We start from the raw sequence: 11,911 nt of genomic DNA on the forward strand, positions 1-11,911 counted from the left end.
AGTAAGATAGTTATGCCTAATTCATCGGATTGAAATTCCCGGACTTATGCCCATCCATGCCCTTGGTGCTAAGGCGGATAGATCCGACGATGGTGGCTAACCGGAAGGAACAGGCGCATCATCGACAATCGCCCAATGGGCCCATCACCGCCGGCCAAGGCGGAACTGGAGGAACGACCATGACGCAAACCGACCACGACATCCGTGTCAGCACGGCCCAACTGGCGAATTCATACACCGGCACCGCGACCGGGCAGCACTTCGCGATCGGCGTCGACGCCACCGATCCCGCCCACGCGGCCGGCGCCGCGACCCTGCTGGAAGGGGCGGGCGGACTATGGCACGCCTGCGGCGATCCCTTCGACGCGGCGGCGCTGACCGACCTTGGCGACCTGCTGAAGCTGGCGGTCCCCGAACTGGGACGGTTCGGCAAGCACCAGAACCACAAGGGCGAGCATGGCTACGCCTTCCGCAGCGCCACCGCCACGCTCCCGGCCACCATCGCCCCCATGACCCAGGAGGCGCTCGCCGCCAAATTCCAGCATGTCGTCGCCAACCGTCGTTTCGCGATGGTCTGCGGTGCGCGCGGTCCCGACGACCGGCATATCCTCGTCACCCTGCTGGTAGAGCGTGGCGGAATGATGCGGCCTTTGGTGCGCTTCGGCAGCGAATGGGTGGATGATCTGGCGGCGGTGACCGGCTCCCTCCCGGACTGACGCGCCCGTACGGCGTCATCACCGCGTTTCCCACGACGCTCTCCGATTCACCGCTTGACACCTTACCGACCGGTAAGTAACAATCTGTTTCACGGAGGATGGAATGGTTCGAAAGAGCGTCGCGATCAAATCGGTTCCCCGGGGCGGCGATCCAGGCCGCGCCGACAACATCCGCCAGATCATCTTCGAACGGGCCATCGATCTTTTCGACGTCAAGGGCTTCCGCGGCACCTCGATGAACGAGATCGCCGAAGCCTGCGGTGTCAGCAAACCCGCGATCTACCACTACTTCCGCAACAAGTCGCATCTCCTGGAGATGCTCTATGAATCCATCACGTCCGAGTTCTTCCGAACGATGGAGAAGCTCGCCCACTCCACGGGCGACGCCAACGCGAGACTACGCCGGCTGATCAGGCTCCAGACACTCCACAACATCGAGAACCGCCGGTTCCTGACCATCTTCTGGCGCGAGCGCCACGAGTTCGACGAGCTGTCGCGAACCGCCTTGGCCATCCGCGAGCGTGAGTTCGAGGCCTGGGTCATGCGCATCATCGAGGAGGGGATCGCGTCGGGCGAGTTCCGCCGGGCCGACGCCAGGACCGCCGCGTTCGGCGTCCTTGGCCTCCTGTCCACGGTCCATCGCTGGGCACCCTACACGGAACGCCGGCCCGAGGATGTGGCCGACGAGATCGCCGACCTGCTGCTGGTCGGCATGACGGAAGAAAAAGCGCCGGAACGGCGCGTCATGGGAGAAGAAACGTGCGATTTCCAAAACTGCTCGAAGGAAAAAGAGTCCTAGTCACCGGCGGCGCCAGCGGGATCGGCGCCAGCGTCGCGGCGGTCTGCGCGGCGGCGGGCGCCCGGGTGGCGGTCACCGACCTCAACGGCGGCGCGGCCTCCAAGATGGCGGAAAGCCTGCCCGCCGGGGAAGCGTCCCATACGGCAATTCCCTGCGATGTCTCGTCATCCGCCTCGGTGGATGCCGCCTTCGCCCAAGCGGCGGAAACCTTCGGCGGTCTCGACGCGGTCGTCAACTGCGCCGGCATCTGGTATCCGACCAAGGACGGCCCGATCACGCGGGTCGAGGATGGCATCTGGGACAAGGTGATCTCGGTCAACCTCACCGGCACCTTCTATGTCTGCCGGGCGGCCGTCCGGCTGATGGAGGCGCAGGGGTCCGGCAGCATCGTCACCATCGCCTCGGTCGTCGCCATCACCGGCTGGGAAAAGCTCAACGCCTATTCCGCGTCCAAGGGCGGCGTGCTGTCGCTCAGCCGGGCGCTCGCCATCGAATGCGGACCCAAGAACATCCGCGTCAATTGCATCTGCCCCGGCGTGATCGAGACGCCGATGACCGAGAAGGTGCTGGCGTACTCGAAGCCCGCCGTCCTGCCGATCGGCCGTCTCGGCAGGCCGGATGACATCGCCGGCACGGCGGCGTTCCTTTGCTCCGATTTCTCCGGCTTCACGACCGCCTCGACGGTCGTCGTCGATGGAGGGTTCAGTGCCGCATGACAGGGGACAACCTGAAACGGCGGGGCTTCCGTACCTGCTCTCCGATGTCGTCGCCGACAATGTCCGATGGGTGCCCGACCAGCCGGCGCTGATCTTCGGCGACCGGACGCTGACCTGGGCCGGCTTTGGCGACAAGGTCGCCAGGATCCAGCAAGGATTGGCCGAACAGGGCGTCGTCCGGGGAACCCGCGTCGCCGTCCTGGACCGGAACTCCGACGACTACGTCCTGCTGGGCTACGCCTTGGCCGGTATGGGAGCGGTGCTGGTGCCGGTCAACATGTGGCTGCGTCCGGCGGAGATCGCGTATATCCTCAACAACTGCCAGCCGCTCCTGCTGGTCGTCGGCGCCGAGTTCCTGGCCGCCGCCCGCGAGGCGGTCGAGACGCTACAGGAGAAGCCGCGTTTCGTTTTGAGAAACGCCACGGCGGGTGACGGCGACGGCGTCGCGTGGCCGGAACTGCTGGACGCACCCCGCCGCAAGCAGGTTTCCCGCGCCCAAAGCTGGGACGACGCCCATCTCGTGCTCTACACCTCGGGCACCACGGGCCGGCCCAAGGGCGCCATCATATCGCACCGGCGTTCGGTGCTGGACGCCCTCAACGCCCTGCCGGTCTTCGGGATCAAGCAATTCGAGCGGTTCTTCTGCTACATGCCGTTGTTCCACACCGGCGCTTGGGATTACTTGAAGCTCTATTTCATGCAACGCGGCGGCGCCGTCATCGCCGAACGGTTCGAGCCGGAAAGCGCCGTCACCCAGATCGAGCGGCACCGCTGCAACGGAATGTTCGGCGTTCCCCTCGTCCTGCGTCAGATGGTCGAGAGCAAGGCGTGGTCCACGTCGGACATGTCGTCGATGCGGCTGATCGCCTACGCCAACTACGACCCGTCGACCCTGATCCTGCGGATCGTCGACGCCTTCCGGGAGCGGGGTGCCGCCAACCTCGGTATCGCCAACGCCTATGGCTTGACCGAGGGTGGCCCCTACATCTGCATCAACCGGCCCGAGGACGCCCTGAAACGCCCGCTGTCGATCGGGGTTCCCGTTCCGGGCCTGCAGGTCGCCCTGCTTGACGACCAAATGGCGGAGGTGCCGCGCGGCGAACTTGGCGAGATCTGCGTGCGCGGGCCCGCCCTGATGAGCGGATATCTCAACCGGCCCGAGGCCACGGCGGAAGCCTTCGCCGGCGGCTGGCTCCACACCGGCGACCTCGGCCGGATCGACGAGGACGGCTTCGTCCATCTGATCGACCGCAAGAAGGACATGATCCGTTCGGCCGGCGAGAACGTCTTCGCCAAGGAGGTCGAACTGGTCCTGATCGGCCATCCCGAGGTGCGGGACTGCGCGGTCTTCGGCTTGCCGGACGTCGACTATGGCGAGCGTGTCGTGGCCGCCGTCGTCCGTGACGGCTCCTCCGAGATCACCGGCGAGGCGCTCACCGCCTATGTCCGGAAGAAGATCGCCGGCTTCAAGGCTCCCCGTCAGGTGGTCTTCCTGGACGAGTTGCCGAAGACCCCGGCGGGCAAGATCAAGAAGCACGAAATCAAGAAGAGCTTGGCCGAACCAGCCGCTTGAGCGGCCTTCGAGACCTCGTCCCAAAGCGAAGAACAAACGCCAAAAAATCAAGTGGGAGGAACGGCAATGGTGAACTTGCGTCCAAGTCTCGCGACCTGTCTGATCCTGGGGTTGGGCATCCTGCCGATGATCGGCGGCGGCGCCAAGGCGGCCGACGAGATCGTGATCGGCGAGATCCATCCCATCACGGGCCCCGCCACGTTCTACGGCCTGCCGGAGAGCCGCGGCGTCCAACTCGCCGCCGAGCACATCAACAAGGCCGGCGGCGTCAAGGTCGGCGGCAAGGAATACCAGATCCGCATCGCGACCGAGGATGACCAGGCGAGCCCGACCGTGGGGGTCGCGGCGCTCCGCAAGCTGGTGTCGGCCGATGTTCGCTTCATCATCGGGCCGCTGGCCAGCGGCGTCGCCCCCGCGCTGAAGCCGATCGTGGAGCGAAACGACAAGCTGACCCAGCTGATCGATGGCACGATCGCCGAGAACATGACCAACGGAAAGAACATCTTCCGCAATCAGGCGACCGTCGGCGGCTATAACGTCGCCGTCGCGGAGCTGTTCAAGGCCAAGAAATATCCATCCGTCGCCATGATGACCGACCGCTTCCACGCCGGTTTCATGAACTCGCAAAAGGATCTCGCCGGGAACCTCAAGGAACTGGGCGTCTCGATCGCCAGCGAGGATTACTACAAGCTGGGCGACACCGACTTCTCGGCGGCGCTGACCAACCTGCGCGGCCGCAACGCCGAGGTGCTGCTGATCCGGGGCTATCCCGCCGAGGGCGCCCTGATCACCAAGCAGGCCCGCCAGCTCGGCTTCACCGGCCAAGTGGTCTGGGAGATGGTCTCGCCGCCATCCACCGTGTTGAAGAACATCACGGCCGCCGAGATGGAAGGCGTGTACAATTGCATTCCGCCGACCACCGAGGATTACGTCAAGCTGGGCGACGAGAAGGCGATAGCGCTCGATAAGGCCTATCGCGCCAAGCACAACGAAGGTCCGGGCGAGTTGACGGCGCTCAGCCACGACGCCGTATACATCTTCAAGGCCGCCTTCGAGAAGGCCGGGTCACTGGACAACGCAGCCGTCAACAAGGCGATGGCCGCCCTCATGGTCTCGGATATTCCCGAACTGGTCACCCGCTACACGCCGCAGCCCGACGGACGCCTGTTCGCGGCGGATGGTCAGGTCGACCTGCGCGGCGAGGTCAGCGTCTGGCGCGGCGAGGCCTGGGAGCCGGCGCGTCTCACGGACTGAGGGCACGGACCGGACGTCGCTCCCAGCCTGAAAGACCAGCCTTCCGACCGACCAGTCTTCCATATGATCGGAGACGAGCCATGATGCTTGAACTCCTGCCTCAACAGCTTGCCAACGGGCTCGCTCTCGGCAGCACCTATGCCCTCGTGGCGCTGGGTCTGACCCTGATCTTCGGGGTCCTGTTGATCCCCAACTTCGCCCATGGCGAATTCTACATGCTCGGCGCCTTCGTCACCTACGCGCTGGTGGCGACGGGCCTCAACTTCTGGCTCGCCATGGCCACCGCCGTGGTGCTGGTCGTCCTGATCGGCTGGATCGTGGATCGCGTGGTCTTCCAACCGGTCGCCGCGGCCCCTGGACATGATTCGGGGGGGCATGGCTCCGGATTGAGCCTGATGATCTCGGCCTTGGCCGGATCGATCATCCTCCAGCAGCTCGCGACGATCATCTGGGGGACGGAGGCCCGCACCATTCCGGCGCCGATGACGGGCATGGTCCGGACCTCGCTGTTCACCATCACCTATCTCCAGATCACGATCATCGCCACCCTGGCGGTCGCCTGGACCGCGGTGTGGCTGGTGCTCCACCGGTCCCGGCTGGGTCTGGCGATCCGGGCGACCTCGCAGAACCGGGACGCGGCGTTGCTGATGGGCATCAGCATGACGCGGGTCCGCTTGGCCACCTTCGCCATCGGCGCCGCCCTCGGCGCCGTCGCCGGAGCCCTGCTCGGCGCCACCTTCCCCATATATCCGTCGATGGGCGTCAATCCCGTGCTCAAGGCCTTCGTCGTCCTGGTGATCGGCGGCATCGGCAGCCTGCCCGGGGCCATCGTCGGCGGTCTGGTGCTGGGGATGGTCGAAGTCATGGTGGCTGGTTACGGCTCCAGCCAGTTCCAGGACATCGGCACCTTCCTGATCCTGGTCGCCGTCCTGCTGATCAGGCCACAGGGGCTCTTCGGACGGGCGCAGGTGGAACGATGACGGGCTCCAACAGCTTTCCCCGGACGGTGATCGCCGCTTCCGCCGTGTTCATCGCGTCCTGCGCCGTGGCGCTCCAGCTCAACGACTATTACCTCTACGTCGTCACCATCGGCGCCATCTTCGCGGTGCTCGCCGTCTCCTTCGACGTGCTGCTCGGCTACACCGGCTACCTGTCGCTGGCCCATGGCGCGCTGTATGGGCTGGGAGCCTATTCCTGCGCGGTGCTGACCGCCAACCACGGCTTCGGCTTCTGGACGGCCTTGCCGATCGCGGGCCTGATCACCGGCGCCGTGGGAGCCATCGTGGCCCTGCTGTCGTTCCGGACGCGCGGCCTGTACTTCGCGGTGCTGACGCTCGGCATCGGGTTGATAGGCCACCAGCTGTTCCTGGTGTTCGACGAGGTCACCGGCGGGGTCGGCGGCTTCGTCGGAATTCCGGGACCGGAACAGCCGGACTGGCTGAGGGTATCGCCGACCGCGTATTCGGCGCTGCTGGCCCTGGGGCTGCTCTGGGTCACCTTCGTCGCCGCGGCGGCCTTCGTCCGCTCGAAACTCGGGGCCGCGTGCCTCGCGATCCGGGAGGACATCACGCTGGCGCGGGCCCTGGGCATCCGGGTCGCCGGAGCGCGTCTGGCGGCCTTCACGTTCAGCGCGGTCTTCGCGGGATTGGCGGGGGCGCTGTTCGCCTCGATGTCCAACTTCATAGCACCTGAAAGCTTCACGGTGCTCGGCACGGGCTTCCAACTCGTGGCGCTGGTCGTCGTCGGCGGCATGGGAACCCTCTGGGGGCCAATCGTCGGCGCCATCCTGCTGACCGCCCTGCCGGAAGCCCTGCGGGTGGCGGCGACCTACAGCCTGCTGGCCTACGGTGTGCTGCTGCTGGTCTTCGTGATCTTCGCGCCCAAGGGCATCGCCAGCCTCTTGAAGGCGGCGTTGAAGAGCTTTCGCAAGGCGCCGCGACCAGCGCCCGACGCGACACCGCTGCGCCGGGAGGTGACATCATGAGCCTGCTCGAGATCAAGGGGGTGGAGGCGAGGTTCGGCGGTGTCGTGGCCTTGGCGGGCGTCACGCTCGACATCCCCGAAGGGGTGATCTTCGGACTGATCGGCCCCAATGGAGCCGGCAAGACCACGCTGATCAACGTCGTGTCCGGTCTGGTCAAGCCGACCGCCGGAAGCGTGACCTTCGCCGGGGAGGACGGCGGACCCTGGCCGATCGCCCGGTCGGTGTCGCGCGGCATCGTCCGCACCTTCCAGCAGACGCGGGCGTTCCTGGGTCTGACGGTGCGGGAGAACCTGCGCATCGCCGCCGTCTCGTCACCCGACCCCTCGTGCATCGAGGAGTTGGTCGACGCCTGCGGGCTTGGCCCCGTCCTGGACCGCACCGCCGGCGATCTGCCCTACGCGACGCTCCGGCATCTTGGCATCGCGCTGGCACTGGCGTTGAAGCCGCGTCTGCTGCTGCTCGACGAACCCGCCGTCGGGCTGGAGGCGGCGCAGGTCGAACGGCTCGGCGCCTTGATCCGGCGCTGGCACGCCAGCGGCATCACCGTCCTGCTGGTCGAACACAACGTCCGGTTCCTGATGGAGATGTCGGACCGGGTCGCGGTCCTGGACCGGGGTGCCGTGCTGTTCGAAGGCACACCCGCCGAATGCCAGGAGCGGCAGGAAGTCATCGACGTCTATCTCGGCAGGAGGCACGCCGATGCTGCGCATTGACAACCTGAGCGCCGGATACGACCGGCTCGAGGTCCTGCACGCCGTCAGCTTCTCGGTCGAGCGGGACGCCCCGACGGTGATGCTGGGCGCCAACGGCGCCGGCAAGACGACGCTGTGCCGCGTCATCACCGGCCTGATCCCGGCGCGCGGCGGCGGCATCTTCCTGGATGGCGCCGACATCACCCGGCTCGATCCGTCCGAACGGGTCAAGCGTGGCGTGGCGCTGGTTCCCGAGGGCCGTCAGGTCTTTCCAGACATGACGGTCCGCGAGAACCTCAGGCTCGGCGCCTATGTCCATGGCGAGCCGGGCCGCGCCGAGTTCGACGCCGTGTTCGCCATGTTCCCCATCCTCGCCGAACGCCAGCACCAGCGCGCCGGCCTGCTCTCGGGTGGCGAGCAACAGATGCTGGCGCTGGCCCGGGCGCTGATGTCGCGGCCCCGCCTGCTGCTGTTGGACGAGCCCAGCCAGGGATTGGCGCCGAAGGCGGTGGCCCTGGTGGCGGAGACCGTCAACAGGATCGCCGCGACCGGCGTCGCCGTCCTGCTGGTCGAACAAAACCTCATCCTCGCCGAAGCCGTGGCGCGCCACGCGGTGGTGCTGGAAACGGGAACCTGCGTCGCCGACGGCCCAGCCAGCGAGATGCTGGCGAGCGGCGCCGTCGAGGACAGTTATCTTGGTAAGAAACGGAGACATTGAAATGACTTACGAGAACCGCTTCGTGAAGGTCGAGGTCGATCGCGGCTTGGCCGTGGTGACGCTCGATCGGCCCCCCGCCAACGCCGTCAGCCTGGAGGTCTACGACGAGTTGCGCCGCACCTTCCACCGCCTGGGCGAGGACCCCGCGATGCGGGTGGCGGTCTTCACCGGTGCCGGCAAGGTCTTTTGCGGCGGCAACGACGTCAATGACTTCGTCGATCTGGACTTCGACAAGGCGACCGAATACCTCGCCCACGTCCGCCTGACCTTCAACGCGATGTATGATTGCCCGATCCCGATCATCGGCGCCATCAACGGCGCCGCCGTCGGCACCGGCATCGTGCTCGCGACCCTATGCGATGTCCGCATCGCGTCGGAACGCGCCGTCTTCGCGCTGCCCGAGATCGATGTTGGCGTGCTGGGCGGCTCGCGCCATGTCATGCGGCTGGCGGGGCAGGGGATGACGCGGCTGATGATGTACACCGGCCGCCGGATCAAGGCCGACGAGGCGTTGCGCGCCAACCTCGTCGAGCAGGTCGTCAGCCCGGACGAGCTGATGCCGACCGCCATGCGGCTGGCCGAGGAGATCGCCGAGAAGAGCCCGCCCGCCATCCGGCTCGCCAAGCAGGGCCTGAACCGCACCGAGATGATGCATTTGAAGGAGGGCTACGAGTTCGAATGCACCCTGACCGCCGCCGTCCGGCGCACGCCCGAGGCCAAGGAGGGGGCCCTGGCGTTCCTGGAAAAGCGGCGTCCCGCTTACGCCGACCGGGGGTGACGCGATGTTCAAGGTCGAACGCGACGCCGAGATCGCCGTCATCCGGCTCGACAACCCGCCGGTCAACGCCGTCAGCTTCGAGCGGTGGCGGGGCCTGCCGCCGCTGCTGGGCGAGCTGGAGCGCGACGGCGTCGCGGCCCTGGTGTTCACCGGACTGCCGCAGCGGCATTTCTGCGGCGGCAACGACTTCCGGGAATTCGCCAGCCTGACGCCGGGACAGACGCTGGCGGGCACCGGTGCCGTGCGGGACGCGCTCCGCGCCGTCCACGACAGCCCGATACCCTCCATAGCCGCCCTGCACGGGGCGGCGATGGGCAGCGGCTTCATGCTGTCCTGCGCCTGCGACTTCCGGTTCGCCACTTCCGACGCCAAGCTCGGATTGCCCGAGGTCAAGGTGGACGCCTTCGGCGGCTACCGGATCGTCCGCGAGGTCCTGTCCCAGGGCGAGGCGCGGATGCTGACCCTGACCGGCCGTCCGATCTCCGGTGCCAGGGCCCACCAGATCGGCTTGGTCCAGGAACTGGGTGAAACGCCCGACACAGTCCTCGCGCGGGCGGTCGAGGTCGCCCACGAACTGGCGGGCACGTTGAAGGGACCGATGCGCGCCGGGATCAAGTCCACCCTCAACCGCGAGGATGAGCTTGACTTGTGGACCGCCTACGACCTGGAACGCGACTTCGCGTCCTCGGTCATGGGGCAGGCGATGGCCTCGGCGCGCTGATCCCGACCCGCCTCGGCCGGATCACCTCAGCTGGTCTGCTTGGTACCGTTCAGGGCGTGGTAGGCGCGGATGACTTGGCTGTCGTCCGCGTCGCCCTCGCCCCGGCCCGAGGTCGCCAGGAACATCTGGTGCGCCACGGCGGCGAGCGGCAGCGCCGTCTTGGCGCCCTTGCCCGCCTCCAGCACGATGCCGAGATCCTTGACGAAGATATCGACGGCGCTGGTCACCACCGGGTCCGCCTCCAGCATGCGCGGCCCCCGGTCCTTCAGCATCCAGCTCGATGCCGACGATCCGCTCATGATCTGGAGCAGCACCGGCAGGTCGACGCCGACCTTGGCGGCCAAGGCGAACGCCTCGGCCATCACGGCGATGTGGACGCCGCACAGCAACTGGTTGACCGCCTTGACCGTGGCGCCCTGACCGGGCTTCTCGCCGACATGGAAGACCTTGTCACCAAAGGCGTCGAGCACCGGCTTGGCGTCCGCCACGACCGCGGCCGGGGCCGCCGCCATGATGGTCAGCGTGCCCGACGTGGCGCCCACGACCCCACCCGACACCGGCGCGTCGATGAAGCGCCGTCCGGCCGCCTCGACCCGTTCGGCCAGGGCCTCGACCGCGACGGGAGGACACGTCGCCATCAGCACGACGGTGCCGCCCGCCCTCAATGCTTCCAACGCCCCGCTGTCGAACAGCGCCGCCTCGGCCTGGGCGGCGTTGACCACCATCAGCACCAGCAGGTCCGCCCCCATGGCGGCCTCGGCGGCGGTGGAGGCACCCTCGCCGCCCTCCGCCACCAGCGTCGCCACGGACTGTTCCCGCACGTCGAAGCCGCGGACCGGAAAGCCCTTCGCCAGCAGGTTCCGCGCCATGGGCATCCCCATGGACCCAAGTCCGATGAAACCGACCTTCGTCATCCCATTCCCCCCCACTTCCCATCACCTCAGCGCGTCTTCTCGGCCTCGGCGACCACCTTCCTGATGAAGTCGCCGGTCTCGCCCTTATAGGCTTCCTCGATGACGGGTTGGGAGGCCTTGCGGAAAACCTCACGGTCGGGCGTGTTGACCTGGATGCCCAGCTTCGGCATCTCGGCGGTCACCTTCGCCTCGGTCTCCTTGGACAGGTTCCGCTGGAACGCCACCGAGTCCTTGGCGGCGGCGCGGATCACCTGCTTGTCGGCGTCGGACAGCTTCGTCCAGGTCCGCTTCGACATCAAAAGCGGCGTCGTCTCGTATTTGTGGCCGGTCAGCGAGATGAACTTCTGCACCTCGTACAGCTTGGAGGAATAGACGTTCATGATCGGATTCTCCTGTCCGTCCACGACCCCTTGCTGAAGCGCGATGTAAAGCTCGGAGAACTTGATCTGCTGGGTATCGGCTCCCAAAGCCCGGAAGATCGCGACGGTGACGGGGTCGGGCGGCGTCCGGATCTTCAGCCCCTTCAGGTCCTCGGGCTTGGTGATCGGATGCTTGTTGTTGGACGTGTGGCGGATGCCGTTGTCCATGATGCCCAGCAGCACCAGGCCCTTGGCATCGGCCTTCTGGGCCAGTTCGTCGCCGATCGGCCCGTCAGCCACCTTCCACGCATGCTCCAGCGTGTCGAACAGATAGGGCATCCCCAGCGCACCGAACTCCGGGATCAGGGTGGAGACGGCGCCCTGCGAGTTGGCGGACAGGTCGATCGAGCCCGTCCGCATGCCGGTCAGGTTGGCGGTGTCGTCGCCGAGCTGCGCGTTGCCCGCGACCTGGATCTCGATCCGCCCGCCGCTCAGCTCCTTGACCTTCTCGGCGAAGTGGCGGGAGCCTTCGTCCTTGGGATTGCCCGGTGCCGCGTTATGGCCGAGCGTCAGCTTGACCTCCTGGGCCAGCGCCGGTCCAACAGCCGCCATGCCGAGCAGCGCCGCGAGGCAAATGCTTTTGAGCTTCATCGTTTCCCCCTTCAGTTGAGATCTGTGTCGTTGTCT

At 66.8% G+C, this 11,911-nt stretch carries 13 protein-coding genes; 11 read left to right on the forward strand and 2 right to left on the reverse strand.

The genetic code is table 11. From position 1 onward, the window contains the following. The first annotated feature begins 179 nt into the window (after window positions 1-179). The 11 genes from N825_RS21430 (at window position 180) to N825_RS21480 (ending at window position 9,951) form a co-directional block, all read left to right on the forward strand. Window positions 180-716 (forward strand): hypothetical protein, encoded by a 537-nt coding sequence (locus N825_RS21430; RefSeq protein WP_037456763.1) that lies wholly within the window; start codon window positions 180-182, stop codon window positions 714-716. A gap of 103 nt (window positions 717-819) precedes the next feature. Next, on the forward strand, window positions 820-1,515 hold the full coding sequence (locus N825_RS21435) for a TetR/AcrR family transcriptional regulator (protein WP_063833899.1): 696 nt from the start codon (window positions 820-822) through the stop codon (window positions 1,513-1,515). After that, entirely contained in the window at window positions 1,476-2,231 is a 756-nt protein-coding gene (locus N825_RS21440; protein WP_198038808.1) for an SDR family NAD(P)-dependent oxidoreductase, read from the forward strand. Before N825_RS21435 ends, N825_RS21440 begins: the two co-directional genes overlap by 40 nt. Then, complete coding sequence (locus tag N825_RS21445; protein WP_198038809.1) at window positions 2,221-3,804, forward strand: class I adenylate-forming enzyme family protein; 1,584 nt, start codon at window positions 2,221-2,223, stop codon at window positions 3,802-3,804. Before N825_RS21440 ends, N825_RS21445 begins: the two co-directional genes overlap by 11 nt. Window positions 3,805-3,870: 66 nt before the next feature. Further along, a complete protein-coding gene (locus tag N825_RS21450) occupies window positions 3,871-5,058 on the forward strand; it encodes an ABC transporter substrate-binding protein (RefSeq protein ID WP_198038810.1) in 1,188 nt (395 codons plus the stop codon). Between the two features lie 80 nt (window positions 5,059-5,138). Continuing rightward, the gene (locus N825_RS21455) at window positions 5,139-6,038 is read left to right on the forward strand and encodes a branched-chain amino acid ABC transporter permease (RefSeq protein WP_198038811.1); all 900 of its coding nucleotides are present in this window, start codon (window positions 5,139-5,141) and stop codon (window positions 6,036-6,038) included. Continuing rightward, window positions 6,035-7,042, forward strand: coding sequence for a branched-chain amino acid ABC transporter permease (locus N825_RS21460; RefSeq protein WP_051512727.1), 1,008 nt, complete (start codon window positions 6,035-6,037; stop codon window positions 7,040-7,042). The genes N825_RS21455 and N825_RS21460 overlap by 4 nt, the downstream gene beginning before the upstream one ends. Further along, window positions 7,039-7,755, forward strand: a complete 717-nt coding sequence (locus N825_RS21465; RefSeq protein WP_037456767.1) for an ABC transporter ATP-binding protein — start codon at window positions 7,039-7,041, stop codon at window positions 7,753-7,755. The genes N825_RS21460 and N825_RS21465 overlap by 4 nt, the downstream gene beginning before the upstream one ends. Continuing rightward, window positions 7,742-8,452 (forward strand): ABC transporter ATP-binding protein, encoded by a 711-nt coding sequence (locus N825_RS21470; RefSeq protein ID WP_037456768.1) that lies wholly within the window; start codon window positions 7,742-7,744, stop codon window positions 8,450-8,452. Before N825_RS21465 ends, N825_RS21470 begins: the two co-directional genes overlap by 14 nt. Before the next feature lies 1 nt (window position 8,453). After that, window positions 8,454-9,230, forward strand: a complete 777-nt coding sequence (locus N825_RS21475; protein WP_037456770.1) for an enoyl-CoA hydratase-related protein — start codon at window positions 8,454-8,456, stop codon at window positions 9,228-9,230. A 4-nt stretch (window positions 9,231-9,234) separates the two neighbouring features. Then, window positions 9,235-9,951 carry an enoyl-CoA hydratase/isomerase family protein gene (locus N825_RS21480; RefSeq protein ID WP_037456773.1) on the forward strand — a complete coding sequence of 239 codons (717 nt, stop codon included), beginning with the start codon at window positions 9,235-9,237 and terminating at the stop codon, window positions 9,949-9,951. 26 nt (window positions 9,952-9,977) lie between these two features. On the opposite strand, the gene N825_RS21485 is transcribed toward N825_RS21480, so the two are convergent. Beyond that, on the reverse strand, window positions 9,978-10,865 hold the full coding sequence (locus N825_RS21485; protein ID WP_037456775.1) for an NAD(P)-dependent oxidoreductase: 888 nt from the start codon (window positions 10,863-10,865) through the stop codon (window positions 9,978-9,980). A gap of 26 nt (window positions 10,866-10,891) precedes the next feature. Then, the gene (locus N825_RS21490; RefSeq protein WP_037456777.1) at window positions 10,892-11,875 is read right to left on the reverse strand and encodes a TRAP transporter substrate-binding protein; all 984 of its coding nucleotides are present in this window, start codon (window positions 11,873-11,875) and stop codon (window positions 10,892-10,894) included. Window positions 11,876-11,911: the final 36 nt, after the last annotated feature.

The organism is Skermanella stibiiresistens SB22 (assembly GCF_000576635.1).
GTDB classification, from domain to species: Bacteria; Pseudomonadota; Alphaproteobacteria; order Azospirillales; family Azospirillaceae; genus Skermanella; species Skermanella stibiiresistens.